The sequence below is a fragment of the Aquabacterium humicola genome (assembly GCF_030167915.1).
In the GTDB taxonomy this organism is placed as follows: domain Bacteria; phylum Pseudomonadota; class Gammaproteobacteria; order Burkholderiales; family Burkholderiaceae_C; genus Pseudaquabacterium; species Pseudaquabacterium humicola.
Genome location: NZ_JARGNB010000001.1, coordinates 1,597,260 through 1,620,860, shown reverse-complemented (window position 1 = coordinate 1,620,860; position 23,601 = coordinate 1,597,260). Strand labels below are relative to the sequence as shown.

Sequence of the window (23,601 nt, the reverse complement as noted above, 5' to 3'; positions counted from 1 at the left end):
TCCTACAATGCCACGGATGGACGCGGCGAGCGAACCCGACAGTGTATCCAGCAGGGTGAGGGCGGTCCTGCGCGAGGCGATCCTGAAAGCCGGGGGCTGGCTGCCCTTCGACCGCTTCATGACGATCGCGCTGTACGAGCCGGGCCTGGGCTACTACGCGCATGGCTCACCGAAGTTCGGCACGATGCCGGCGTCCGGCAGCGACTTCGTCACCGCGCCGGAGCTGTCGCCGTACTTCGGCCGCGCACTTGCCGCGCAGCTGCGCCAGGCCCTGCAGGCCTGCGGTGGCGACACCGTCTTCGAATTCGGCGCCGGCTCCGGCGCACTGGCGGAACAGCTGCTCGACGCGCTCGGCGACGCGGTCCGGCACTACCGCATCGTCGACCTGTCCGGCTCGCTGCGCGCACGCCAGGCGCGGCGCCTCGAACGCTTCGGCGAGCGCGTGCAGTGGCTGGACCGCCTGCCCGACACGATGCACGGCGTCGTGATCGGCAACGAGGTGCTCGATGCGATGCCGGTGCAGCTGCTGCACTGGGACGGCGACGCGTGGTCGGAGCGCGGCGTGGTGATGAACCACGGCGCCTTCGCCTGGGCCGACCGCCCGACCGCGCTGCATCCGCCGCTGGACGGCCCCTTCGTGCCCGGCACGATCACCGAGATCCACCCGCAGGCCGAGGCCTTCGTGCGCAGCATCGCCGATCGCCTGCAGTGCGGCGCGGCCTTCTTCGTCGACTACGGCTTCCCGGAGGCCGAGTACTACCACCCGCAGCGCCATGGCGGCACGCTGATGTGCCACCGCGGCCACCGCGCCGACAGCGATCCGCTGCAGGACCCGGGCCTGAAGGACATCACCGCGCACGTCAACTTCACCGGCATCGCGCTGGCCGGCCAGGACGCCGGCCTCGAGGTGCTGGGCTACACCTCGCAGGCGCGCTTCCTGCTCAATTGCGGGCTGCTGCCGCTGCTCGAAGGTGCGGGCATCGCCGAGCGCGCGATGGCGCAAAAACTGATCACCGAGCATGAGATGGGCGAGCTGTTCAAGGTCATCGGCTTCGCGAAGGGCTGTGCCTTCGACGCCCTCGGGTTCGTCTCCGGCGACCGCAGCCATCGGCTCTAGGCACACGCGATGATCCGCTGGCTGATCGTCTTCCTGCTCGCGTCGCTGGTCTTCAGCGGGCTGCGCAGCTGGCTGCAGAAGATCGGCCTGGGCCGGCTGCCGGGTGACTTCGCGGTGCGCTTCCGCGGCCGCGAGCTTTACCTGCCGATTGCGTCCAGCCTGGTGCTGAGCGTGCTGGCGATGCTGATCGGCGCGCTGTTCTGAATCACTCGGCGCGGCCTCACTCGGCGAGGCCATGCTCGCGCAGCGCCTGCGCGCGGGCCTGCGCGATCGCGGCGCCGACCTGCGGGCCCTTCGAACCACGCTCGGCCGCCGCGCGGGCCACCTCCGCGGTGTCGACTGCCCGCGCGACGGCCAGCGCCGCGTTGAGCCGCGGCCGCGGTTCGTAGGCCTCGTCCTCGCGTCCGCCGCGGCCGCGCGCATCGCACTCGCAGGCCAGCAGCAGCGCATCGAAGCGGTCGGGCCGGCGCCAGGCGTCGCAGCGTTCGAACAGCCGCACCAGAGACGCCGCGTTGAGGTTCGCGCTGCGGTGGATGTTGCCGTGCTCGCGGGCGGCCAGCTCGGCCAGCGCGCGGCAATCGACCGGCACGCGCCAGCGTTCGGACACCTGCCGCGCCAGCTCGACGCTACGCGCTTCGTGCGCGATGTGGCGCGGCAGCTGCGCCGCCGGCGTGCTGCCCTTGCCGAGGTCGTGGCAGAGGCAGGCGTAACGCACCGGCAGCGGCGCGTCGAGCAGCGCCGCGATGCGCAGCACCATCAGCAAGTGCTCGCCGGTATCGACCTCGGGATGGTGGGCCACGGGCTGCGGCACCCCCCACAGGCGATCGACCTCGGGCAGCAGCCTGGCCAGCGCACCGCAGTCGCGCAGCACCGTCAGCAGGCGGTCGGGCCGCGCTTCCATCAGCCCGCGCGACAGCTCCTGCCACACGCGCTCGGCGACCAGCGCGTCGACCTCGCCGGCGTCCACCATGCGGCGGCACAGCGCCAGCGTCTCGGGCGCGACGCTGAAGTCGGTGAAGCGGGCCGCGAGACGCGCCAGCCGCAGCAGCCGCACCGGGTCCTCGGCGAAGGCGTCGGAGACATGGCGCAGCGTGCGCTTGGCGATGTCGCGCTGGCCGCCGTAGGGATCGATCAGCGCGCCGGAGTCGGGGTCCTCGGCGATCGCGTTGATCGTCAGGTCGCGGCGTGCGAGGTCCTGTTCCAGCGTGACGTCGGGCGCGGCCTGGAACTGGAAGCCGTGGTAGCCGCGGCCGGACTTGCGCTCGGTGCGCGCCAGGGCGTATTCCTCGTGCGTCTGCGGATGCAGGAAGACCGGGAAGTCGCGGCCGACCGGTGTGTAGCCGAGCGCCAGCATCTGCTCCGGCGTGCTGCCGACGACCACCCAGTCGCGGTCGTTGACCGGGCGGCCGAGCAGCCGGTCGCGCACCGCGCCGCCGACGATGTAGGCCTTCATCCAGGCGCTCCTAGCGTGCGAAATGCGCGGCCAGGGTGTCGATCCCGGCCGGACGCAGGCCGAGGTCCGCCAGCCCCGGGTGCGCGCCGGTGGCGACGTTGGGCACGCGCATCGACAGCAGGTTGTCGGCCGACATCAGCGGCTCGCCCGGCAGCAGCGCCATCAGCGCGGCCTGCAGGCGGCCCAGAGACTCCGGCAGCGCCAGCACCGGCCGCTGGCAGCCGGCCAGGCGGCCCACCCTTTGCACGATCTGGCGCAGCGTCAGCACCTCGGGGCCGGCGGCTTCGACGATGGGCCGCGCCGGCGGGCGGTCCAGGCTGCCGACGATCGCATTCGCGACGTCGCTGACCCACACCGGCTGGAACAGCGCGTCGGCGCCGGCCAGCGGCAGCACCGGCAGCCAGCGCTGCAGCCGCACGAACAGGTTCGTGAAGCGGTCCTCGGCGCCGAAGATCACCGACGGCCGCACGATTGTCACGTCGAGCCCGCTGTCGCGCCACACCGCTTCGCCGGCGGCCTTGCTGCGCAGGTAGGCCGACGGCGCGTCGGGGGCGACGCCCAGCGCGCTGACATGCACGACGCGCCGCACGCCGGCGGCGCGGCAGGCCGCCGCGAGCTTGCGCGGCAGCTCGACGTGCACACGGTCGAAGTCGGCGGCGCGGCCGTGCAGGATCGCGACCAGGTGGACCAGCGCATCGGCGCCGTCGAACACCGCGGCCAGCTGCTGAGGCTCGTGCACGCTGCAGCGCAGCAGCTCCACCGTCGGCAGCACCTGGATGGCCTGGCCCTGCGGCAGCTGGCGCGTCGGCACGACGATGCGCGTGCCGGCATCCCGCTCGAACAGGCGCTCGCAGACGACGCGGCCGACGAAGCCCGTGCCCCCGGTGACGACGACGCGCCTGGGCATCAGCCGGCGCCGGGCCGTTCGCAAGCCGGTTGCGTCCGGGCGCGCCCCCTCGGGGGCCGCGAGCGAAACGAACCGGGGGCTGACATCAGGGCAGCTCGCCGTTGACCGGCGTGTTGTTGTCCCGGGGACCGATCGGCGGACCGAGGCGGGCTTTCAGGACCGCCGGCTGCTTGTTCAGCAGCGCGGCGTACAGCACGCTGTTGGCGAGCACCTTCTTGACGTAGTCGCGCGTCTCGTTGAACGGCACGTTCTCGGCCCAGGCGGCGGGCTCCAGCAGCGGGCCGTCGCGCCAGCGCCGCGGCCGGCTCGGGCCGGCGTTGTACGCCGCGGCGGCCAGCGGCAACGAGCCGGACAGGTCGTCGAGCACCATCTTCAGGTAGCGCGTGCCGAGCTTCAGGTTGGTCGCCGGCTCGTAGATCTGGTCGCTGCGCGCCGGGTTGAACTCGACGCCGGTCTTCTTGGCCACCCAGCGCGCGGTGGTGGGCATCAGCTGCATCAGCCCGGACGCGCCGGCATGCGAGCGCAGCGTCGCCATGAAGCGCGTTTCCTGGCGGATCAGGCCGAAGACGAAGGCCGGCTCCAGGCCGGCGGCCGCGGCGGCCTGGTGGATCTCGTCGGCGTAGGGTGTCGGGTAGCGCGAGGCGACGTCGAACTCGGTGCGCGTGCGATCGCTGGTATTGATGCACAGCTGCCAGTCGCCGAGCTCGCAGGCCCAGCGTGCGGCGGCCAGCAGCTCGCGGTCGCCCAGGCCCCGCAGCGTGAAGTTCCATTCGCGGCGCGCCTCGTCGCGCAGGCCGAGCGCTGCCAGGTGCATCGCGCGCACGAAGCCGGGCGTGGCGCGCGCCGCGTCGCGTTCGGCCGGCGTCGAGGGCGCGGCGGCCTGCGGCAGGGCGAACGGCCGGCCCAGGTCCTCGAGCGCCAGCTGGCCGTAGAAATGCATCGGGCTGGCCAGCTCCTCGAGCAGCCGCTTCGCGTCCGCGCGCTGCGCCTCGCCGTCGGCGCCGTCGCGGGCACTGGCCTGCAGCGCGCGGGCCTTCCAGTAGGTCCAGGCGGGGTCGGCGAGGGTCGACGGCGCCATCGTGTTGATCGCCTTCAGCACCAGCGGCCAGCGGTCGCGCGCCTGGGATGCCCGCAGGGCGGCACGGGCGCCCCACACCAGCGTCTCTTCGCTCCAGCCAGGCTGCCCCGCGTCGGCGGCCGGCAGCAGCGACCAGGCCTTGCGGTAGTGCTGGACGGCGTCGGTCGACAGCTTGAAGGCGGCCTGCCGGCCGGTGTAGGCCCAGCCCCAGGCAGCCTGCTGCGGCGTGAAGTGAGCGAGGCGCTTGTCGTCGAGCAGGCCGGCGGCGACGTCGGCATCGTTCTGTGCCACGCGCATCAGCGCCAGCAGGCGCAGCTCCTGGCGCTGGCGGTTCGATGCCGCGGGCTTGCGCAGGTAGGGCAGCGGGTTGTCGATCGCCTCGCCGAGCTCGCGCGTGTCGAGCTTGTCGATCAGGCCGGCGGCGGCCTTCGCGGCGGCAGGCCGATTGGCTTCGATCGCCAGGCGGGCCTTGCGCCAGACGTCGTCGGGGGTCAGCTTCTTCGCGTCGAAGAGCGTGCTGGCGAGCGTCTGGCAGCCGTCGTCGAGCTCGCGCTGCGCGAACCACGCGGCGCGTGCGGCGTCGCGCACGTCGCGGCCGGCCTGGTGCTCGGTCAGCAGCCACCAGCAGCTGACCTCGCGGTCGTCGTTCATGCGAAAGCGCGGGTATTCGCGCGCGATGCCCGCCCAGTCGCGGCGGCGGCCGAGCTCCAGCAGCCAGTCGTTGCGAAGGCGGTCCTCGAGGTAGCTGCCGGCCCAGCGACCGAAGAACGCGTCGATCTCCTCGCTGCGCACTTCGTTGAGCCGGTTCAGGATCTCCCAGTACTCCACCCAGCCGGCCAGCGGGTGCTGCGCGGCCTGCACCGCCGCGCGCGCGGCCGCCAGGCGCTGCCGGTCGCGTTTGCGCAGCAGCTCGCGGGCCTCGACCACGGTGTCGTCGGCCGGCGCGCGCGCGCCGGCCGCTGCATTGGCGGGTGGCGTCGACGGGAGCGGGGCGGCATGCGCGGCGCCGAGGGGCAGCACGCTGCAGGCGATCAGCAGCGGGCGCAACAAGGAGGAGAGGGATCGGCGGCCTGGCATCACAGCGGCGAGGCCGGGCGACGGCCTCGCAAAGACACTGTAACGCACGCCCTGCGCAGCGCGCCGACCGATCGCGTCGGGTATTGGCGGCGCGGATCCGCCGCCTTGCGCTGGGTCAGTCGCGGCCGGTGCGGTAGGGCTCCTCGAAGTCGAGGAACTCCTGCTCGGCCAGCGCGTCGCGCACCCACGCGGCCATGCCCGGACTCTGATACATGCGCTCGATGTAGGCGGCGATGGCCGCAGGCACCGGCAGCGCATAACTGCGCAGGCGGGCGCAGACCGGTGCGAAGTAGGCGTCGGCGATGCTGTAGGCGCCGAACAGGAACGGCCCGCCGCTCTGCGCCAGCGCCTCGGTCCACATCGCGACGAGGCGCGCGAGGTCGGCACGCACCGCCGGCTGTTCGTCGAGCACCTTGGCACCGATCGCCGGCAGCGCGGCCTCGATGTTCATCGGGCAGGCGCTGCGCAGTGCGCCGAAGCCCGAATGCATCTCGGCGCACAGGCTGCGTGCGCGGGCGCGCTGCAGGCGGTCCGCCGGCCACAGACCACGCTCGGGGAACGTCTCGGCCAGGTACTCGGCGATCGCCAGCGTGTCCCAGATCGGGAAGCCGTCGTCCACCAGCAGCGGCACGCGGCCGGTCGGCGACAGCTTCAGGATCTGCTGCTTGAAGTGCGAATCCGGCTCGAAGCCATCGAAGCGCAGCAGGCGCTCCTCGAAAGGCAGCTCGAACTGCGTCATCAGCACCCACGGGCGCATCGACCAGGACGAGTAGTTCTTGTTGCCGATGTACAGCTGCATCACGCTGGGCTCTCCACGTTGCGTCGATGCCCTGCGCGAACGACGCGGGGCGGGCCGCCGATCGTAGGCGCTGGCGCGCCGGCGTGCTTTGCAAGTGCGTCATCAATCCGATGCGCGAGGCGCATCCAAGGGGCGGGCCGGCGGCGGCTCGTCGATCGCCGCGCGCGTGCGGGCCGCCTCGTCGCGCACCCAGTCGGCGAACGCGCGCAGCGCCGGGCGCATGCGCGCCTGGGGCAGCAGGATCAGCCAGTAGCAGGTCTCGCCGGGGATTCGGCCGGCCGGGCCGAAGGGCTCGACCAGCTCGCCGCGCTCCAGCAGGTCGTGCACCATCGCCACCCGCGCCAGCGCGACGCCCTGGCCCGCGACCGCGCCCTGCACCTGCTGGTGGGTGTAGTTCAGGTAGATCCAGCGCCGCGGCTCGAGCTGGGCCTGGCCGTGCAACTTCAGCCAGCGCCGCCAGCTCATGAACGCGGCGCTGGGCCGGTGGTCGTCCTCTTCGAGCAGTGCATGCGCCGCGAGGTCGCCGGGCTCGGCCAGCGCCGGTGCGCGGCCGCTGCGCGACTGCTCGAGCAGCCAGGGGCTGGCCATCGGCGACAGCGTCTCGCCGAACATCAGCTCCGCATGCGCCGGCACGTTGCGCTGGAAGTCGTAGCGCAGGCACAGGTCGACCTCCGGATCGTCGAGGTCGATCAGCTTCTCGGTGGCCGACAGCCGGATGTCGATGTCCGGATGCAGCTGCTGGAAGCGCGTCAGCCGCGGCATCAGCCACAGGGTCGCGAAGGACGGGAAGGTCGAGACGTTGACGTGCTCGCGGCCGCGCTGCACGCGCAGCTGGCGCACGGTGCGGTCGATGCGTTCGAGCGAAGGCACCACTGCCTGCTGCAGCGCAATGCCGGCGGCGGTGAGCTCGACGCGCCGCGTGCCGCGGTTGAAGAGGCTGGCGCCCAGCTCTTCCTCCAGCGACTTGATCTGCCGGCTGACGGCCGACTGCGTCAGGAACAGCTCCTCGGCCGCCGCGCTGAACGACAAGCGCCGCGCGACCGCCTCGAAAGCGCGCAGGCCGTCCAGCGACAACGGGCGGCGGATCTGGGCATTCATGTCAGTTGCGCATCAATAGCCGATCGGGATTGCATTGGACCATGAGGGTCGATCTGCCGATCATTCAGGGTAACTACCAAGGAGCACACAATGAGCAAGCTGCATCAATCGACGCGCTGGCAGATGTTGGACCGGACCGCCCGCCGGCTGCGCCTGGACGCCGTGACGCGCTTGCAGGCCCGCCAGGACGGCTGGCTCGCCGTGCACGAAGGGCGGGTCTGGATCACCCGCGACGGCGGCGGACTGGACCATGTGCTGCAGCCGGGTGAACGCTTCTGGCTGCGCGAGGGCGACGCCCTGGTGATCGAGCCGTGGCGCCGCGGCGAGCTGGCCTGCCTGGGCTGGCAGCTGCCGGTGGCGGAAGCCGTTCAGCGCCTGGCGCCGCGGGCCCGCGCGGACGCCGGCTTCAGCGGCGCGGCCTGGGGCGCCGTGGCGCGGGCCTTGCGCGGCGCTGCCGAACGTTTGCTGGCCGCCGCGCGCAGTGCCGACGCGATGGCCAGCCGCGCCCACGGCAGCATCAGGGCGGGCGACTCCATGGCCTCCTGCGGCGCCGCCCAGTAACTCATCACGATGCGTTGGCCGTCGCGCGTCGCGTAGTCGAACGGCGCGCTGCTCGCCGCGCGGAAGGCCTCGCGGGTCTCGTCGTCGGTGCGCAGGTACAGCACGTCGCCGATGAGCAGCGCGACGAAGAGCTCGTCGACATAGAGCCCGTGGCCGCCGAACATGCGTCGGGCCCGAGCGCTGCCGGCCGCGCCGAGCAGTTCGAGGCAGTGGGCGAGGAATTCGGTGTCGACAGGCATCAGGGCAGTGTGCCGGCCGCGGCTGCGCAGCACAATCGAGCCATGGCCCAACCTCCGTCGCCCCTCGGCTTCAGCCTCGAACCACCGCGCGACAAGGCGCGCCTGCGCAAGCAGCTGCAGGCCGAGCGGCAGGCGATGGTCGACCGCCACCAGCGCGCGGTGCATCTGCAGGAAGTGCTGCGCGTGTGGCTGGTGTCGCGGCCCGAGCAGACCATCGGCGCGTACTGGCCGATCAAGGGCGAGTTCGACGCCTTGCCGGCGCTGTTCCGCTGGACCGAGGCCGACACCGCCCGCCGCATCGGCCTGCCGGTGATCAACCGCGAGACGAAGCAGCTGCGCTTCCACGTCTGGTACCCCGGCTGCCCGATGGAGGAAGACGCCTACGGCATTCCGAAGCCCAAGGACACCGAGGCCTTCGAACCGGCGCTGCTGCTGGTGCCGTGCGTCGGTTTCGGGCCGAAAGGTGTCCGGCTGGGCTACGGCGGCGGCTTCTACGACCGCACGCTGGCGGCGCTGCAGCCGCGTCCGCTGACGGTCGGCGTCGGCTACGCGCACGGCTTCATCCCGTGGCTCGAGGCCGAGCCGCACGACGTGCCGCTGGACGCGATGCTGACGGAGGACGGCGTCTTCTGGCAGCGCAGGGACTGACGCTTGCTCAGAAGCGCTTGCCGATCCCGACCGACAGCAACACCGGGTCGACCTTGAACTTGCCGATGTCGCGGCCATCGGAGCGCACGGTGGTGCCGATCGCGACCTTCTTGGCGTCGACATTGATCAGCCAGCCGCCGCCGATCGGCACGTCCGCGCCGGCCTGCACGGCCCAGCCGACGCTGTTGTGCTTGAGCCCGAGCTTCAGCGCCGAGACGTTCGAGTTGAAGTGCACCGACGACAGGTTGGTGTAGTTGATGCCGGCGCCGACGTAGGGCCGCCAGCCGCCGAGGCCGGTGACGTGGTACTGCACCAGCAGCGTCGGCGGCAGGTGCTTGAAGCTGCCGATGTCGGCCCCGACCACCGTCGAGTGCACGGTGTGCTTCTGCGGATAGGTCAGCACGAGCTCGAGCGCGATATTGGGCGACAGGAAGTAGCCGATGTCGACCTCGGGAAAGGTCCGGTCATTGATCGACAGGCCGAAGCCGGTGCTGTCCTTGTCGGCCGACTGCAGGTGCAGTGCGCGCGCGCGCACGACCCAGGTGCCCTGGTCCTGGGCTTGCACGGGAGAGAGGGCCGCAGCGGCGGCCAGCGCGAGGAGGCAGCGAGTGAGGGTCATGGGTTTCATTCCTTGATTCGTTGGGAGTCGAAGCCCCTTTCGGGACGGGTCGATTCCAATCGAACCAGGTAGTAACCCTTAGATCAGGATCAATCCCACGTCGAATTCATGGTTTTTGTTCGATCCTGAGAGGACCCTCGGCCGCCGGGCGTCGGCGGCGCGCCACAGGGTTCAGGCCTCGTCGGCCAGGGGCGACGGCACCGGGTGGTTCTGGCCACCGCGGTGGCTGATCTTCAGCGCACCGACCCGGTTGCCCAGGCGCGCGCAGCGTTCCAGCGTCCAGCCCTTGGCCAGCCCGTAGAGCAGCGCGCCACGGAACGCGTCGCCGCAGCCGGTCGGATCGACGATCTCGCCGGCCGGCACGCCCGGCACGTGCAGGCGCTCGCCGCGCTGCCACAGGTCGCAGCCCTCGGCGCCGAGGGTGACGACGACGCCGTCGATGCCTGGCCGGCGCGACAGGGCTTCCAGCGTCGTGCCCATGCGCTCGCAGAGCATGCGGCCTTCGTAGTCGTTCACCGCGATCCAGCGTGCGCGGTCGACGAAGCGGCCGAGCTCGGCGCCGTCGAACATCGGCAGCTGCTGGCCCGGATCGAAGATGAACGGGATGCCGGCGTCGGCGAACTGCTCGGCGTGGCTGAGCATCGCGTCGCGGCCGTCGGGCGCGATGATGGCCAGCTCGATGTCGCGGCGGCCGGCCGGCAACACCATCTCGTGCGCCTGCTGCATCGCGCCGGGATGGAAGGCGGTGATCTGGTTGTTGTCCAGGTCGGTGATGATGATCGCCTGCGCGGTGTAGGCGTCCTGGGCACGCAGCACCAGCGAGGTGTCCAGCCCCCAGGACTCGAAGCGCTGCAGGTAGTCGGCGGCGTCGCTGCTGCCGAGCGCGGCCATCACCAGCGGCGTGCCGCCGAGCTTGTAGAGCGTGTAGGCGATGTTGCCGGCGCAGCCGCCGAACTCGCGCCGCAGCGTCGGCACCAGGAACGACACGTTCAGGATGTGCACCTGCTCCGGCAGGATCTGCTGCGCGAAGCGGCCGGGGAAGTTGGTGATCGTGTCGAAGGCCAGCGAGCCAGTGATGAGGACGGACATGATGCGGCGGGCCGGGTTGCGGCCGGGTTCGTGGGCGGTGGGCGATCAGGGGTAGAAGAGCTCGACGGTGTAGCCGCTGACACGCTGCTCGCCGGTCGACAGCAGCGCCTGCAGCGGCAGCTCGGCGCCGGCATCGATCACCGGCGGCAGGCCGAGGTCTGCGGCCAGCAGCACCTTGCGCGCGACCAGCTTGCCGCTGCCATCGGTCAGCGACAGGTCGACGGCCGGGGCCGCCAGCGGCACCTCGCCGCGGTTGTGCAGCACGACCGACAGCCGGTACAGCGCGGCGCGCTCGAGCCGCGTCAGGCCGCTGGAGTCGACCGACAGGCGCTCGATGCGCCGCAGCGGCTCGATGCGGCAGCCGGCAAGCGCGCAGGCCGAAGCCAGCAGCGGGCGCGTCGAGGGGACATGGGCCGCCAGCAGGTCGCGGTTGGCCAGCGCGAGCTGGCCGACCAGTGCCACCGCGAGCAGCAGCGCCAGCACCGACAGGCCCACGCGCACCGGCAAGCGGCGCCAGAACGCGGCGCGCTCCGCGGCGCGCACAAAACGCGGGGCTTCGGTGGCGAGGGTGGGGACCGGCGCGGCGATGGCCGCGGCCGTCGCCGCGTCCTCGTCGTCGTCATCCTCGTCCTCGTCCGGCGCGGATTCGCTGCTGAAGGAGACGATGGCGGCAGGCAGGTCGTCCTCGAGCGGTGGTTCCACCGGCGGCGCGGCGGTCGGCGGGAAGGCGCTGTGGCCCGCTTCGGGCGCCTGTGTGCTCGGGAATGCCGAATCGGCGCGGGAGCCGCCGGCGCCCGCCTGCCAGTCGTCGTCGACCTGCTGCGAGGCGCCGACCGGCTCCGGTGCCGGCTCGCCATCGAGCTCGCAGAGGTTCTCCAGCGCGTTGAACACCGCCGAGCAGCGGCCGCAACGCACCCAGCCTTCGGACACCTTCAATTGATCCTGGACGACACGGAACACCGTGCCGCACTCGGTGCAGCGGGTCGCCAGGCTCATGCCGGGAATCATGCCACGCCGCTGGCGTGGTCTTTTCGGGCCGTCATCAGGATCCAGCCGTCTTCGCTGTCGCTCACTTCGAGCGTCAGCCACGGGGCGTACGCGGCCTTCAGCTCGTCGGCCTGGCGCTCGAGGATGCCGGCGAGCACGAGGTCGCCGCCCGGCGCGACATGGCCGGCCAGCAGCGGCGCCAGCAGCTTCAGCGGCGTCGCCAGGATGTTGGCCAGCACCAGCGGGTAGGCGCCGGTGGCGAGCTCGGGACGCCCGGCGTTCAGCGTCACGCCGTTGGCCGCGGCATTGCTCCGTGTCGACTCGACGGCCGCGTCGTCGATGTCCACCGCGTCGATCGCTCGTGCCCCGTGCAGCGCCGCGCCGATGGCCAGGATGCCGGAGCCGCAGCCGTAGTCGAGCACGCGCGGCCAGGGGGCCGCGTGGTTTGCGATCCAGCGCAGGCACATGCGCGTTGTCGGGTGCGTGCCGGTGCCGAAGGCGAGGCCCGGGTCGAGGCGGATCACCTGCTGCGCGGCCTCCGGCGCCTCGTGCCAGCTCGGCACGATCCAGAACGTCGGCGTGATCTCGACCGGCGCGAACTGCGACTGCGTCAGCCGCACCCAGTCCTGCTCGGCGACCTCGCGCAGCGCGGCGACCTTGATGTCGCCGGCCCAGTCCTGCGCCAGCACCAGGGTGGCGGCCTCGGTCGCGGCCTGCTCGGTCTCGAACAGCGCGGTCAGCGTCGAGTGCGCCCAGCCCGGCTTCGGTGCCGGCAGGCCCGGCTCGCCGAACAGCGCCTGCTCGGCCTCGGTGCCGGCGTCCGCGTCCTCGACCGACACCGACAGCGCGTCGAGCTCGTCGGACAGCGCCTCGGTGACCGTCTCGACCAGCGCTTCGGGGACGTGCAGGACCAGTTCGTGCATCACGGTTCCGAGATCATCGCTTGTGGCGCCCGAGCCAGCCTTCCAGGTAGTGGATGCTGGTGCCGCCCTCGATGAACTTGGCATCGGCCATCAGCTCGCGGTGCAGCGGGATGTTGGTCTGGATGCCTTCGACGACGCATTCCGACAGCGCGGTGCGCATGCGCGCCAGCGCCTGCTCGCGGGTATCGCCGTGCACGATGATCTTGCCGATCATCGAGTCGTAGTTCGGCGGCACCAGGTAGTTCGTATAGGCATGCGAGTCGACGCGCACGCCCGGGCCGCCCGGCATGTGCCACATCGCGATGCGGCCCGGCGACGGCGTGAACTTGTACGGGTCCTCGGCGTTGACGCGGCACTCGATCGCGTGGCCGCGCAGCTCGATGTTGCGCTGGGAGAAGGGCAGCTTCTCGCCAGCGGCGATGCGGATCTGCATCTGCACGATGTCGATGCCGGTGACCCACTCGGTGACCGGGTGCTCGACCTGCACCCGCGTGTTCATCTCGATGAAGTAGAACTCGCCGTTCTCGAACAGGAACTCGAAGGTGCCGGCGCCGCGGTAGCCGATCTTCTTGCAGGCGGCGGCGCAGCGTTCGCCGATCTTCTCGATCGTGCGGCGCGGCACGCCCGGCGCCGGCGCTTCCTCGATGATCTTCTGGTGGCGGCGCTGCATCGAGCAGTCGCGCTCGCCCAGCCAGACCGCGTTCTTGTGCTGGTCGGCGAGGATCTGGATCTCGATGTGCCTGGGGTTCTCGAGGAACTTCTCCATGTAGACGGCGGGATTGCCGAAGGCGGCGCCCGCCTCGCTGCGCGTGGTCTGCACCGCGTGCAGCAGGGCCGCCTCGGTGTGCACGACGCGCATGCCGCGGCCGCCGCCGCCACCGGCCGCCTTGATGATGACGGGGTAGCCGACCGCCCGCGCCGTCTGCACGATGACCTTCGGATCGTCCGGCAGCGCGCCTTCGGAGCCCGGCACGCAGGGCACGCCGGACTTGATCATCGCCTGCTTGGCCGACACCTTGTCGCCCATGATGCGGATCGATTCCGGCGTCGGGCCGATGAAGGTGAAGCCGCTTTTCTCGACCCGCTCGGCGAAGTCTGCGTTCTCGGACAGGAAGCCGTAGCCGGGGTGGATGGCCTCGGCGTCGGTCACTTCGGCGGTCGAGATGATCGCCGGCATGTTCAGGTAGCTCTGGCCGGACGGCGGCGGCCCGATGCAGACGGCCTCGTCGGCCAGCTTGACGTACTTGGCCTCGCGATCGGCCTCGGAATAGACGACGACGGACTTGATGCCCATCTCGCGGCAGGCCCGCTGGATCCGCAGGGCGATCTCGCCGCGGTTGGCAATCAGGATCTTCTTGAACATCGGCGGCCGATCACTCGATGATGAACAGCGGCTGGCCGAACTCGACCGCCTGGCCGTTCTCGACCATCACCTTCGTGACGGTGCCGGTCTTGTCGGCCTCGATCTCGTTCATGATCTTCATCGCCTCGATGATGCAGATCGGATCGCCTTCCTTCACCTGCTGGCCCACTTCGGCCAGCGGCTTGGCGCCCGGGCTGGACGCGCGGTAGAAGGTGCCGACCATCGGCGACTTGACCACGTGGCCGGTCTCCACCGGCACCGCAGGCGCGGCGGCCGGGGCGGGCACGCCAGCGGCGGCCGCCGCGGCCTGCGCCGGGGCCTGCATCATCATCGGCGCGGCGGCCTGCATCACGGCCGGCGGGCGGGCGTCGGCCTTGACGATGCGGACCTTGCCATCGGCTTCGGTGATCTCGAGCTCGGAGATGTTCGATTCCGAGACCAGGTCGATCAAGGTCTTCAGCTTGCGCAGGTCCATACGACGCACTCCAGGGATATTTTGGGTTTCTGGCCGCGAAGCAGAAGCGATCTGCGCTCAACGGCGGCGAAAGGCGGGCGATTGTGGCACACGGCTGATGCCGTGCGACAAGCCTGCCTGCCCATCGCGGGAATGCCCTGATCCGGGCGATTTGCTGTCGTTTGGTGGCTTATGCGGCCGAGATCACGCGAGAAGAAATCAGATCTTGCGGGACCAGCTTTGCAGCTCGTCGAAGCTGGTCTCGCCCATCTTGCGCTGCGCGATCTTGCCGTCGGGGCCGATCAGCACGGTGAAGGGCAGACCGCCCTGCAGGTTGCCGAGCTGGTGGACGAGGTCGGTGCCGTCGAGCCCGCCCAGGCCGATCGTGAAGCCGACCTTCACCCGGCGCAGGAATTCGCGCACCGGCGTCGGCCCGTCGATCGCCAGGCCGACCACCTGGCCCTGGCGTTTCGCGAACTCGCGCGCGAAGCGGTCGATCTCCGGCATCTCACGCAGGCAGGGCGCGCACCAGGTCGCCCAGAAGTTGATCAGCAGCGGCTTGCCGCGCAGCGAGGCCATCACCAGCTCGCCGCCTTCGGGACGCTCGAAGCGCATCTGCCACATCGGCCCCAGCGGATCCGGGCCGGCATCGGCCTGGCGGTGCCACCAGGCCACGCCCGCACCGCCGGCCGCGGCCACGCCGGCGACGGCGCCGGTGAGGAGTTGGCGCCGCGTCGTCATGTCGGTTCCTCGGCGGCGAGCAATCGCCGCAGCGCGTCGGCATCGCCGCGCCAGCTGCGGCCCTGCGCGTCGGGCTTCAGCGCACCGCGCAGCGCGTCATGGTCGAGCACGGTCAGGTGCAGCGTCACGTGGTCGTTGAGCGCCTGCGAACGCACCGTGACGATCAACACGGTCGCTTCGCCGCCGCGGCCGTCGGGGCGGCTGGCGCTGTCGTAGCTGATGCCGCGGTTGATCAGCGCGATCTCGGCCGACTTGGCGTCGTCGCAGTAGAGCTCGAGCTGGATCGCCGACAGGCGCGTCGCGGTGCCGCGCCAGACGGCGCCGGCCACATGCGGCCGGAATTCGGCCAGCCGCTCCATCCAGCCCAGCGCCAGCTCGCGCAGCGCGCGCAGCTCGGCCGGCTGGGTGTCCGCGCAGAACAGCGTCAGGTGAGCGCGTACTTCGTCCTCGACGGCTTCGTTGCTGGGCAACTCCGCCGGGCGCACCTGGCCCAACGCACGCGCCGCCTTGCGCTTGGCGGCGCCGTATTCCATGCCTTCCGCCACCACCAGACGGGCGGCGGAGGCGGCGATCTCGGCGGTAAACGGGGCGGCCATGAGCTTCATTCTAGGAAGTGCCGGCCGACCGACGGGGGCGCTACGGCAATTCAACGGCCGGCATGCGGGCGACGATGGTCGCCGCGCGGCCCTGCACATAGCCGGAACCCGGGTTCTTCTCGAAGCGTTTCGGGGCCGGCAGCATCACCGCCAGGCGCGCGGATTCGTAGACACCCAGCTTCGCGGCATCGGTGCGGAAGTAGTGGCGCGCCGCCGCCTGCGCGCCGAACAGGCCTTCGCCCCACTCGACGCTGTTGAGGTAGATCTCGAGGATGCGGCGCTTGGACAGCAGCGTCTCCAACGCGAGCGTCAGCACCAGTTCCTGGGCCTTGCGCGCCAGCGTGCGCTCGCCGGACAGGAACAGGTTCTTCGCCAGCTGCTGGCTGATCGTCGAGCCGCCGATCACCTTCGGCGCTCGCTTGGCGGCTTTCGATTGCGGCGCAGCCGCGGCGATGCGCTCGGCGCGCGCTTCGTTGCGCACGTTCTTTTCCCAGGCCTTCTCGATCGCGTCCCATTCGACGCCCGAGTGTTCGGCGAAGCCGGCGTCCTCGCTGGCGATCACCGCGCGCTTGAGGTTGGCGGCGATCCGGTCGTCGTCGACCCACTGCTGGCTCCACTCGATGCGCTGCTTCTCGAGCAGCAGGCGCCAGGCCTCGCTGCGCTGGAAGGTGGTCGACTGCGGCGCGATCACGTTCATCAGCACGATGCGCAGCCCGAAGTACAGCTGCAGCGCCAGCAGGCACACCAGCAGCAGCGCGAGCGGCCGCCACAGGGCTCGCAGGACCTTGCCAAGGACGGCCGGCGTCTTCATCGCGCCGCCAGCTTCGCCTGCAGCGCCGCCAGCACCGGCGCGGTGTCCGGCCGCACGCCGCGCCAGAGCCAGAAGGCCTCGCCGGCCTGCTCGACCAGCATGCCGAGCCCGTCGCGGCCGCGCGCGCCATGCTCGGCGGCCCAGGCGAGGAACGGCCCGGCGGCGGGCCCGTACATCATGTCCAGCGCCAGCGCACCGGGCGCCAGCGTGTGTGCGCCGACCGGCACCGCGGCGCCGTGCAGGCTGCTGGCGCTGCTGTTGATCAGCACGCCGTAGTGTTCGCCGCAGTGATCGAGGCCGCGCGCCTGCAGCTCGACACCCCGCTGCTCGGCCAGCGCGCGATGGCGCTCGACCAGCGCCTCGGCGCGTTCGAGCGTGCGGTTGGCGACCGTGATCAGCGCCGGCTGCGCGTCGATCAGCGGCCCCAGCGCACCGGAGGCCGCGCCGCCGGCGCCGACCATCAGCACGCGCTGCCCCGCGAGCATCACGCCGGCATGGCGCTCGATGTCGCGCACGAGGCCGATGCCGTCGGTGTTGTCGGCGAACCAGCCGCTGTCCGGGTCCTCCTCGAAGCGCAGCACGTTGGCCGCCTGGGCCAGCGCGGCGCGTTCGGACAGCCGGCGCGCCAGCACCGGGGCCTCGAACTTGAAGGGCACGGTGATGTTGCAGCCGCGCGCGGGCCCGAGGCCGGCGGCCGGATCGGCACTGGCGATGAAGCGGCGTACCGTCGCCTCGAACGCGCCGGGCGGGCATTCGATGCGGCCGTACTCGATCGCCTCGCCGGTCTGGCGCGCGAATTCGGCGTGGATGAAGGGCGACTGGCTGTGGGCCACCGGGTGGCCCAGCACGGCATAACGATCAGGAAGGCTCACTGGACAACCCTTCGCACTGCGTGCTTCGGGATGAGCCCTTCGGAACGGCCGGGCGGGCTCATGGGGGGGAGGTGCCGCCGCCGGTGGGCGACGCGCTCAGGCTGGTCTCGAGGCCGTCCTCGCGGGTGAAGCGGAAGCGCGACGTGACGACGATCTGGTCGGCCTGCTGGCGCATCGCCCTGCTGAACGGGCCGTAGGGCGACGCGCCGTGCACGATGGCCACCGCGCGCTTGTCGAGCACGCGGTTGCCGGAGCCGCGCACGACCTCGGCATCGATCACCCGGCCGCGCGCGTCGACGGTGACGTTCATCGTCAGCTCGCCGTAGAGCTTCCTGCCGCGGTACTCGGGGAAGTCGCGCGTGCCGCGCTCCTCGATGCGGCGGCGCAGCTGGTCGTAGTACAGCGCGTAGACCTCTTCGCGCGTGGCCGGGCTGATGTAGCGCTTCTTCGGCCGCGCGTTCTCCTCGTTGATGCGCTTCTCGATCTCGGCCAGCAGCTTCAGCAGCTGGCGCCGACGCTCTTCCTGGTCGCGCTCCTTCGGCGAGCCGGCGTCGCGCTGCGGATCGGGCGGCGGCAGGGTGGCGACCTCGCGCCGCACCTGGGCCAGCAACTGCTGCTGCTGTTCCTGCAGCGTGTCGACACGCCGGCGCGCGTCTTCGCTGGCATCGCCGATCTCGACCTCGGCGGTGGCCGGCAGCGGCGAGGTCGCGCGCCCCTGGGCCGCTTCGCCGCCGCCGGCCAGCGAAGCCTGCGCGATCGCCGCGGCCCGCGCCGGCACCTCGTCGGATCGCGCATTGACGAGCACGACCTCCAGCGGGGTGTCGCGGAAGATGCGTTCGAAGGCTTCCGGATCGGCGAAGCGCACGCCGATCAGCGCCGCGTGCACCGCGACCGAGAACAGCAGCGCGACCTGCAGCGTCGACAGCCGGGCCCAGAAGCGTCGCAGCGCGGCGGCGGCACCGGACAGGCTCGTCACTCGCAGCCCGCGAAGCTTCATCGCCGCGCCGCCGCCGGATCAGGCCGTGCCGTCGGCCGGCGCGGCCTCGGCATCGGCCCCCGCATCCGCCACGTCGATGGCCAGCGCCAGCGGGGCGGCGGCATCGGCTTCTTCCTCGGCGTCCTCGTCGGCTTCACCCGCCACGGGCAGCGGCTCGTCGAGGCGCGTGACCAGCGTCGCATGCACGTCCAGCGTCAGCAGGTCGATGCCGGTGATGCGCACCCGCACATGCGTGCCGCGTGGCAGGGCGTCGCAGCCGAGGGCCTTGAAGACCAGAGGCAGGCGGTCGGCGCGCACGAGGCCGTCCTTCAGCACCGCGGCATCCAGCTCGGTGACGGCGTTCTGCTCGAGCCAGCGCATCGCCCAGTAGCGCTCGATGCCGTGCTGGAAGTCGTTGTACGCGCTGTAGGCCGCATCGAAGGACGAGATCACCGAGAACAGCGTCGCGTCCTTGGGCTTGAAGGGTGCGGCCAGCGCGGCGGTGCGTCCGTGGCGCGCGCAGGCCACGATCTGCCACTGGTTCACGAGGTCGACATAGCGCCGCAGCGGCGAGGTCGCCCAGGTGTACTGCGGCACGCCCATGCCGGCATGCGGCGCCGGCTTGACACCCATGCGCACCTTGATGCCGGGCGCGAGGCTGGCCTGGCTGCGGTAGATGCCCGGCACGCCGCACTCGGCGAGCAGGCCGCCCCAGTGGCTGTTGGCGAGGATCATGGCCTCCGAGACCATCAGGTCCAGCGGCGCACCGCGGCGGCGCTCGGTGATCTGCACCGTCTCGCTGCCCTCGGGCTCGCCGGTGTTGCCGACGAGGCGGAAGTTGTAGTCGGGCCGGTTGAAGTTCTCGGGCTTGCCGCGCACGACCTCGCGCTGCGCCTTCAGGTGCTTCGCGAGGCGGAAGGTGAACGCCAGTTCGGTTGCGAACGGGTATTCGGCCGGCGCCTCGCCCTGCAGCGAGGCTTCGGTGACCACCGCGTCGAGCCGGTCGTGGCGCAGGTTGGCGGCGATCGGCACGCGCTCGATGCGCGTCTCGGTGGCCTTCACCTCCAGCGTCGCTTCGTCGAACGTGAAGTACACGCTGACCGCCGGGCAGTCGCGGCCCTCGATCAGCGTGTAGGTCTGCACGACCTCGTCGGGCAGCATCGTCAGCTTCCAGCCCGGCATGTAGACGGTGGACAGGCGCTCGCGCGCCAGCTTGTCCAGCGGCGAATCGGGGCCGAACGCCAGCCCCGGCGCGGCGATGTGCACGCCGAAGACCACCGTGCCGGAGCCCAGGCCCTGCACCGACAGCGCGTCGTCGATCTCGGTGGTCGCCGAGTCGTCGATCGAGAAGGCCTGCAGCGCGGCGACGGGCAGGTCGTCCTTGATCGCGGGCGCCGAGAGCGGCGGGAAGCCGGTGCCGCGCGGGAACTGCTCGAACAGGAAGCGCCGCCAGTGGAACTGGTAGGGCGAGCTGATCGCGCCGGCCGCCTTCAGCAGGTCGAGCGGTGCGCGCTGCGAGCGCCGCGAGGCCTCGACGACCGCCTTGTATTCGGGCGCGTTCTTGTCCGGCTTGAAGAGGATGCGGTAGAGCTGCTCCTTGATCGGCTCGGGGCAGCGGCCCTCGGTCAGGTCGACGCCCCAGGCCTCGATCTGCGCGGCGATCTGCTGCTTGCGTTCGATCGCCAGCAGCGCGGCCTTGACGATCTCCTCCGGCGCCTTCTTGAAGCGGCCCTTGCCGGCACGGCGGAAGTAGTGCGGCGCCTCGAACAGCCGGAACAGCGCGGCCGCCTGCTGCTCGGGGCCGGCGCTGGCGTCGAAATAGTCGCGCGCCAGCTCGTCGAAGCCGAACTCGCCCTCGGGCGCGAACTCCCAGGCGAGGTCGAGGTCGATCTCGGCCGCCAGCGCCTGGGCACGGCTGATCAACTCGGCCGGCTGCGGCTTCTCGAAGCGCAGCAGCACGTTGGCGGATTTCACTTTGACGCGCTTGCCCGAATCGAGCTCGATCTGCATCGAGGCATCGGTGTCGGACATCACGCGGCCGGCGAGGAACTTGCCGGCGTCATCGAACAGGGCGTAGCTCACCCGGCGGATTGTCCCATCGCGGCGGTGGCCGACTCGATGGCCATGTCGCCGGGCGCATCCAGCCCCTGCGCGGCGCGCCAGCCGGCATCGAACGCGGTGTCGGCATACCGTTCGCCGGCATCGCAGATCAGCGTGACGATGCTGCCGCGTTCGCCCCGCTCGGCCATCTCGCGCGCCAGGTGCAGCACGCCGGCGAAGTTGGTGCCGGTCGACGGGCCGACGCGGCGGCCGAGCCGCGCCGACAGGTCGAGCGCCGCGGCGAAGCTGAGCGCATCGGGCACGCGCAGCATGCGGTCGATCACCGTGGGCAGGAACGACGGCTCGACGCGCGGCCGGCCGATGCCCTCGATGCGCCCGCGCTGCCCGTGCGCCAGGTCGCCGCGGCCGCCCGCGTAGGCCTCGAAGAACACCGAGTGTTCGGGGTCGACGACCGCCAGCTCGGTGACTGCCAGCGCGTCGCGGCGGTAGCGGATGTAGCGGCCGATCGTCGCCGAGGTGCCGCCGGTGCCGGCGCCGACGACGATCCAGCGCGGCAGCGGGTGCGGCTCGGCGCCGAGCTGCGCGCAGATGCTCTCGGCGATGTTGTTGTTGCCGCGCCAGTCGGTCGCCCGCTCGGCGTTGGTGAACTGGTCCATGTAGTGGCCGCGTCGTTCACGCGCCAGCGCTTCGGCCGCTGCATAGACCTGCGAAGCCTCGACCTCCAGGCACTGGCCGCCGAAGAAGGCGATCTCCTCCAGCTTGCGGCGCGCGGTGCCCTGCGGCACGACGGCGACGAAGGGCAGGCCGAGCAGGCGCGCGAAATAGGCCTCGCTGATGGCGGTCGAGCCCGACGACGCCTCGACGATCGTCGTGTCCGGGCCGATGTGGCCGTTGCACAGGCCGTACAGGAACAGCGAGCGCGCCAGCCGGTGCTTCAGACTGCCCGACGGGTGCGTCGACTCGTCCTTCAGGTACAAGTCGATGCCGGGCGCTTCGGGCAGCATCAGCGGCACCAGGTGGGTGTCGGCGGAGCGGCGGGCATCGGCCTCGATGCGGCGCAGCGCCTCGGCGACCCAGCCGCGGGTGGATGCGCTCATCGAAGGCCCAGGCGTTCGAGCACCCACGGCAGGTGCTCGGCGAAGTCGGACAGCGCGTGGTCGCTGCCTTCGAGCAGGCGGATCGTCGCGCCGGAATACCGGCCGGTCATCTCGCGCCAGTCGAGCAGCTCGTCGCCCTTGGCGATCAGCGCCGAGTAGCGCTCGGGCCGCGTGATGGCCGCGGGCGTCAGTGCGAGCAGCTCATCGACATAGTCCGCGCGGAAGAGGAAGTGCTCCTCGGGCCGGTGGTACTGCGTCTGGTCGCCGATGTACGCAGCCAGGTCGCGCGCCGGGTCGACCGCCGGGTTCAGCAGCAGCGCCCGGCAGCCGGTGGCTTCGGCCAGCACGGTGGCGTAGAAGCCGCCGAGCGAGCTGCCGACGACACGAAGGGCGTCCGGCGGCGTGCCGGACGCTTCTTCGCGGATCAGGGCCCAGGCCGCGGCGGGAGACGGCGGCAGCTGCGGGCAGCCCCACTGCACGTCCGGCCGGTTCGTCTCGAGCCAGTGCTGCAGCATCTTCGCCTTGAACGACGACGGCGACGAGCGGAAGCCATGCAGGTACAGCAGCAGGATGTCGGCCCCTCGCCCGGCGAGTACACCGGTCGATCCCCCGAGGGGATGCGGGCCGGCTTGGGAGCGGCCCGGCGCTCGGCCCGCACTCATTTGTGCAGTGCCGCGAGCAGCTTGCCGTGGATGCCGCCGAAGCCGCCGTTGCTCATCACCAGCACATGGTCGCCCGGCTTCGCGGCGCGCACGATCGCCGCCACCAGCTTGTCGACCGAGTCGGCGACGATGGCCTGCTCGCCCAGCGGCGCGAGCGCGTCGGCCGCGTCCCAGCCGTAGTCGCCCTGCAGGCAGAAGCTCAGGTCCGCTTCCTCCAGCGCCCAGGGCAGCTGCGCCTTCATCGCGCCCAGCTTCATCGTGTTGCTGCGCGGCTCGAAGACCGCCAGGATGCGCGCCGGTCCGGCCTTGCGCCGCAGGCCGTCGAGCGTCGTGCGCATCGCCGTCGGGTGGTGCGCGAAGTCGTCGTAGACCTTGATGCCGCGCACCTCGCCGCGCAGTTCCATGCGGCGGCGCACGTTCTCGAAGCTGGACAGCGCCGCCGCCGCGGCCTCGGCCGCCACGCCGGCATGTTCGGCGGCGCCGATCGCGGCCAGCGCGTTGAGCTGGTTGTGCTCGCCGAGCAAGGTCCAGTCGACGCGTGCGATCTTCAGGCTGCCGCGCAGCACGTCGAAGGCATGCGGCTCGCCGCGGGCGCGCAACGCGCCGGGCTCTTCCTTGCGCGCACCGAAGCGCTGCACTTCGCTCCAGCAGCCGCGCGCCAGCACGCGCGCCAGCGCTTCGTCGCGGATGTTGACCACCAGCCGGCCGCTCGCCGGCACCGTGCGCACGAGGTGGTGGAACTGGGTCTCGATCGCGGCCAGGTCCGGGAAGATGTCGGCGTGGTCGTACTCGAGGTTGTTGAGGATCGCGGTGCGCGGCCGGTAGTGCACGAACTTGCTGCGCTTGTCGAAGAAGGCGGTGTCGTACTCGTCGGCCTCGATGACGAAGCACTTGCCCTGGCCCAGGCGGGCCGAGACGCCGAAGTTCTGCGGCACGCCGCCGACCAGGAAGCCCGGCTGCTGGCCGGCGGCTTCGAGCGTCCACGCGAGCATCGCGGTCGTCGTCGTCTTGCCGTGCGTGCCGGCGACGGCCAGCACGTGGCGGCCGGCCAGCACATGGTCGGCCAGCCATTGCGGCCCGCTGGTGTAGCGCACGCCGGCGTCGAGGAGGGCCTCGATCAGCGGGTTGCCGCGCGTGCCGACATTGCCGATCACGAACAGGTCGGGCTTCAGCGCCAGCTGGTCGGCGGTATAGCCCTCGATCAGGTCGATGCCGAGCGCGCGCAGCTGGTCGCTCATCGGCGGATAGACGTTGGCATCGCAGCCGGTGACCTTGTGACCGGCTTCGCGCGCGATCGCTGCGAGGCCGCCCATGAAGGTGCCGCAGATGCCGAGGATGTGGATGTGCATGGGGAAATTCTAGGAGCCGGGCCG

Annotated in this window: 24 protein-coding genes and 1 pseudogene; 4 read left to right on the top strand and 21 right to left on the bottom strand. The window is 71.4% G+C overall.

The annotated features are described in order from the left end of the window. Nucleotides 1-16: 16 nt before the first annotated feature. On the top strand, nt 17-1,117 hold the full coding sequence (locus P1K89_RS07210; RefSeq protein ID WP_284615702.1) for a class I SAM-dependent methyltransferase: 1,101 nt from the start codon (nt 17-19) through the stop codon (nt 1,115-1,117). Between the two features lie 9 nt (nt 1,118-1,126). Then, nucleotides 1,127-1,321 (top strand): DUF2905 domain-containing protein, encoded by a 195-nt coding sequence (locus tag P1K89_RS07205; RefSeq protein ID WP_284615701.1) that lies wholly within the window; start codon nt 1,127-1,129, stop codon nt 1,319-1,321. Between the two features lie 16 nt (nt 1,322-1,337). On the opposite strand, the gene P1K89_RS07200 is transcribed toward P1K89_RS07205, so the two are convergent. From P1K89_RS07200 to P1K89_RS07180, 5 genes are all read right to left on the bottom strand, one after another. Then, nucleotides 1,338-2,570: a multifunctional CCA addition/repair protein gene (locus P1K89_RS07200; protein WP_284615700.1), complete on the bottom strand. Its 1,233-nt coding sequence runs from the start codon at nt 2,568-2,570 to the stop codon at nt 1,338-1,340. A gap of 10 nt (nt 2,571-2,580) precedes the next feature. Then, the gene (locus tag P1K89_RS07195) at nt 2,581-3,477 is read right to left on the bottom strand and encodes a complex I NDUFA9 subunit family protein (RefSeq protein ID WP_284615699.1); all 897 of its coding nucleotides are present in this window, start codon (nt 3,475-3,477) and stop codon (nt 2,581-2,583) included. An 85-nt stretch (nt 3,478-3,562) separates the two neighbouring features. Beyond that, nucleotides 3,563-5,605 (bottom strand): lytic transglycosylase domain-containing protein, encoded by a 2,043-nt coding sequence (locus P1K89_RS07190; protein ID WP_284615698.1) that lies wholly within the window; start codon nt 5,603-5,605, stop codon nt 3,563-3,565. A gap of 142 nt (nt 5,606-5,747) precedes the next feature. After that, the gene (locus P1K89_RS07185) at nt 5,748-6,434 is read right to left on the bottom strand and encodes a glutathione S-transferase family protein (RefSeq protein WP_284615697.1); all 687 of its coding nucleotides are present in this window, start codon (nt 6,432-6,434) and stop codon (nt 5,748-5,750) included. Between the two features lie 99 nt (nt 6,435-6,533). Next, nucleotides 6,534-7,529 (bottom strand): LysR substrate-binding domain-containing protein, encoded by a 996-nt coding sequence (locus P1K89_RS07180; protein WP_284615696.1) that lies wholly within the window; start codon nt 7,527-7,529, stop codon nt 6,534-6,536. A 90-nt stretch (nt 7,530-7,619) separates the two neighbouring features. Here P1K89_RS07180 and P1K89_RS07175 point away from each other — a divergent pair. Next, a pseudogene (locus tag P1K89_RS07175) lies at nt 7,620-7,835 on the top strand (DUF2917 domain-containing protein); the annotation flags it as partial. A gap of 62 nt (nt 7,836-7,897) precedes the next feature. Here P1K89_RS07175 and P1K89_RS07170 read toward each other — a convergent pair. Next, nucleotides 7,898-8,254, bottom strand: a complete 357-nt coding sequence (locus tag P1K89_RS07170) for a TfoX/Sxy family protein (protein ID WP_284616328.1) — start codon at nt 8,252-8,254, stop codon at nt 7,898-7,900. A 117-nt stretch (nt 8,255-8,371) separates the two neighbouring features. Between P1K89_RS07170 and P1K89_RS07165 the strand changes: the two genes are divergently transcribed. Continuing rightward, nucleotides 8,372-8,977: a 5-formyltetrahydrofolate cyclo-ligase gene (locus P1K89_RS07165; protein ID WP_284615695.1), complete on the top strand. Its 606-nt coding sequence runs from the start codon at nt 8,372-8,374 to the stop codon at nt 8,975-8,977. Between the two features lie 7 nt (nt 8,978-8,984). On the opposite strand, the gene P1K89_RS07160 is transcribed toward P1K89_RS07165, so the two are convergent. From P1K89_RS07160 to mpl, 15 genes are all read right to left on the bottom strand, one after another. Further along, nucleotides 8,985-9,596 carry an OmpW/AlkL family protein gene (locus P1K89_RS07160; protein ID WP_284615694.1) on the bottom strand — a complete coding sequence of 204 codons (612 nt, stop codon included), beginning with the start codon at nt 9,594-9,596 and terminating at the stop codon, nt 8,985-8,987. A 171-nt stretch (nt 9,597-9,767) separates the two neighbouring features. Next, nucleotides 9,768-10,685, bottom strand: coding sequence for a carbohydrate kinase family protein (locus P1K89_RS07155; RefSeq protein WP_284615693.1), 918 nt, complete (start codon nt 10,683-10,685; stop codon nt 9,768-9,770). 45 nt (nt 10,686-10,730) lie between these two features. Next, complete coding sequence (locus P1K89_RS07150; RefSeq protein WP_284615692.1) at nt 10,731-11,681, bottom strand: zinc-ribbon and DUF3426 domain-containing protein; 951 nt, start codon at nt 11,679-11,681, stop codon at nt 10,731-10,733. Nucleotides 11,682-11,689: 8 nt separating this feature from the next. Beyond that, a complete protein-coding gene (gene prmA / locus P1K89_RS07145) occupies nt 11,690-12,595 on the bottom strand; it encodes a 50S ribosomal protein L11 methyltransferase (RefSeq protein ID WP_284615691.1) in 906 nt (301 codons plus the stop codon). A 13-nt stretch (nt 12,596-12,608) separates the two neighbouring features. After that, a complete protein-coding gene (accC, locus tag P1K89_RS07140; protein WP_284615690.1) occupies nt 12,609-13,958 on the bottom strand; it encodes an acetyl-CoA carboxylase biotin carboxylase subunit in 1,350 nt (449 codons plus the stop codon). A gap of 10 nt (nt 13,959-13,968) precedes the next feature. Further along, nucleotides 13,969-14,433 carry an acetyl-CoA carboxylase biotin carboxyl carrier protein gene (gene accB, locus P1K89_RS07135; protein WP_284615689.1) on the bottom strand — a complete coding sequence of 155 codons (465 nt, stop codon included), beginning with the start codon at nt 14,431-14,433 and terminating at the stop codon, nt 13,969-13,971. A gap of 198 nt (nt 14,434-14,631) precedes the next feature. Further along, complete coding sequence (locus P1K89_RS07130; protein ID WP_284615688.1) at nt 14,632-15,153, bottom strand: TlpA family protein disulfide reductase; 522 nt, start codon at nt 15,151-15,153, stop codon at nt 14,632-14,634. After that, the gene (locus tag P1K89_RS07125) at nt 15,150-15,749 is read right to left on the bottom strand and encodes a hypothetical protein (protein ID WP_284615687.1); all 600 of its coding nucleotides are present in this window, start codon (nt 15,747-15,749) and stop codon (nt 15,150-15,152) included. The genes P1K89_RS07130 and P1K89_RS07125 overlap by 4 nt, the downstream gene beginning before the upstream one ends. A 40-nt stretch (nt 15,750-15,789) precedes the next feature. Continuing rightward, nucleotides 15,790-16,560: a transglycosylase domain-containing protein gene (locus P1K89_RS07120; protein WP_284615686.1), complete on the bottom strand. Its 771-nt coding sequence runs from the start codon at nt 16,558-16,560 to the stop codon at nt 15,790-15,792. Then, nucleotides 16,557-17,432 carry a shikimate dehydrogenase gene (gene aroE / locus P1K89_RS07115; RefSeq protein WP_284615685.1) on the bottom strand — a complete coding sequence of 292 codons (876 nt, stop codon included), beginning with the start codon at nt 17,430-17,432 and terminating at the stop codon, nt 16,557-16,559. The genes P1K89_RS07120 and aroE overlap by 4 nt, the downstream gene beginning before the upstream one ends. A gap of 58 nt (nt 17,433-17,490) precedes the next feature. Continuing rightward, entirely contained in the window at nt 17,491-18,429 is a 939-nt protein-coding gene (locus tag P1K89_RS07110) for an energy transducer TonB (RefSeq protein WP_439897955.1), read from the bottom strand. 18 nt (nt 18,430-18,447) lie between these two features. Next, a complete protein-coding gene (locus P1K89_RS07105; protein ID WP_284616327.1) occupies nt 18,448-20,439 on the bottom strand; it encodes a ribonuclease catalytic domain-containing protein in 1,992 nt (663 codons plus the stop codon). A 47-nt stretch (nt 20,440-20,486) separates the two neighbouring features. Continuing rightward, nucleotides 20,487-21,566, bottom strand: coding sequence for a PLP-dependent cysteine synthase family protein (locus P1K89_RS07100; RefSeq protein ID WP_284615683.1), 1,080 nt, complete (start codon nt 21,564-21,566; stop codon nt 20,487-20,489). After that, entirely contained in the window at nt 21,563-22,228 is a 666-nt protein-coding gene (locus P1K89_RS07095) for a YqiA/YcfP family alpha/beta fold hydrolase (RefSeq protein WP_284615682.1), read from the bottom strand. The genes P1K89_RS07100 and P1K89_RS07095 overlap by 4 nt, the downstream gene beginning before the upstream one ends. Beyond that, nucleotides 22,225-23,577 carry a UDP-N-acetylmuramate:L-alanyl-gamma-D-glutamyl-meso-diaminopimelate ligase gene (gene mpl / locus P1K89_RS07090; RefSeq protein WP_284615681.1) on the bottom strand — a complete coding sequence of 451 codons (1,353 nt, stop codon included), beginning with the start codon at nt 23,575-23,577 and terminating at the stop codon, nt 22,225-22,227. The genes P1K89_RS07095 and mpl overlap by 4 nt, the downstream gene beginning before the upstream one ends. Nucleotides 23,578-23,601: the final 24 nt, after the last annotated feature.

Bases quoted from the DNA above. Each gene is read 5' to 3' on its own strand.
- P1K89_RS07100 (WP_284615683.1), bottom strand. From the start codon at position 21,566: ATGAGCGCATCCACCCGCGGCTGGGTCGCCGAGGCGCTGCGCCGCATC.
- P1K89_RS07095 (WP_284615682.1), bottom strand. From the start codon at position 22,228: ATGAGTGCGGGCCGAGCGCCGGGCCGCTCCCAAGCCGGCCCGCATCCC.
- P1K89_RS07210 (WP_284615702.1), top strand. From the start codon at position 17: ATGGACGCGGCGAGCGAACCCGACAGTGTATCCAGCAGGGTGAGGGCG.
- P1K89_RS07120 (WP_284615686.1), bottom strand. From the start codon at position 16,560: ATGAAGACGCCGGCCGTCCTTGGCAAGGTCCTGCGAGCCCTGTGGCGG.
- P1K89_RS07155 (WP_284615693.1), bottom strand. From the start codon at position 10,685: ATGTCCGTCCTCATCACTGGCTCGCTGGCCTTCGACACGATCACCAAC.
- mpl (WP_284615681.1), bottom strand. From the start codon at position 23,577: ATGCACATCCACATCCTCGGCATCTGCGGCACCTTCATGGGCGGCCTC.
- P1K89_RS07110 (WP_439897955.1), bottom strand. From the start codon at position 18,429: ATGAAGCTTCGCGGGCTGCGAGTGACGAGCCTGTCCGGTGCCGCCGCC.
- P1K89_RS07130 (WP_284615688.1), bottom strand. From the start codon at position 15,153: ATGACGACGCGGCGCCAACTCCTCACCGGCGCCGTCGCCGGCGTGGCC.
- P1K89_RS07205 (WP_284615701.1), top strand. From the start codon at position 1,127: ATGATCCGCTGGCTGATCGTCTTCCTGCTCGCGTCGCTGGTCTTCAGC.
- accB (WP_284615689.1), bottom strand. From the start codon at position 14,433: ATGGACCTGCGCAAGCTGAAGACCTTGATCGACCTGGTCTCGGAATCG.
- P1K89_RS07200 (WP_284615700.1), bottom strand. From the start codon at position 2,570: ATGAAGGCCTACATCGTCGGCGGCGCGGTGCGCGACCGGCTGCTCGGC.
- P1K89_RS07125 (WP_284615687.1), bottom strand. From the start codon at position 15,749: ATGGCCGCCCCGTTTACCGCCGAGATCGCCGCCTCCGCCGCCCGTCTG.
- P1K89_RS07165 (WP_284615695.1), top strand. From the start codon at position 8,372: ATGGCCCAACCTCCGTCGCCCCTCGGCTTCAGCCTCGAACCACCGCGC.
- P1K89_RS07195 (WP_284615699.1), bottom strand. From the start codon at position 3,477: ATGCCCAGGCGCGTCGTCGTCACCGGGGGCACGGGCTTCGTCGGCCGC.
- prmA (WP_284615691.1), bottom strand. From the start codon at position 12,595: ATGCACGAACTGGTCCTGCACGTCCCCGAAGCGCTGGTCGAGACGGTC.
- P1K89_RS07170 (WP_284616328.1), bottom strand. From the start codon at position 8,254: ATGTTCGGCGGCCACGGGCTCTATGTCGACGAGCTCTTCGTCGCGCTG.
- P1K89_RS07105 (WP_284616327.1), bottom strand. From the start codon at position 20,439: ATGTCCGACACCGATGCCTCGATGCAGATCGAGCTCGATTCGGGCAAG.
- accC (WP_284615690.1), bottom strand. From the start codon at position 13,958: ATGTTCAAGAAGATCCTGATTGCCAACCGCGGCGAGATCGCCCTGCGG.
- P1K89_RS07150 (WP_284615692.1), bottom strand. From the start codon at position 11,681: ATGAGCCTGGCGACCCGCTGCACCGAGTGCGGCACGGTGTTCCGTGTC.
- P1K89_RS07180 (WP_284615696.1), bottom strand. From the start codon at position 7,529: ATGAATGCCCAGATCCGCCGCCCGTTGTCGCTGGACGGCCTGCGCGCT.
- P1K89_RS07160 (WP_284615694.1), bottom strand. From the start codon at position 9,596: ATGACCCTCACTCGCTGCCTCCTCGCGCTGGCCGCCGCTGCGGCCCTC.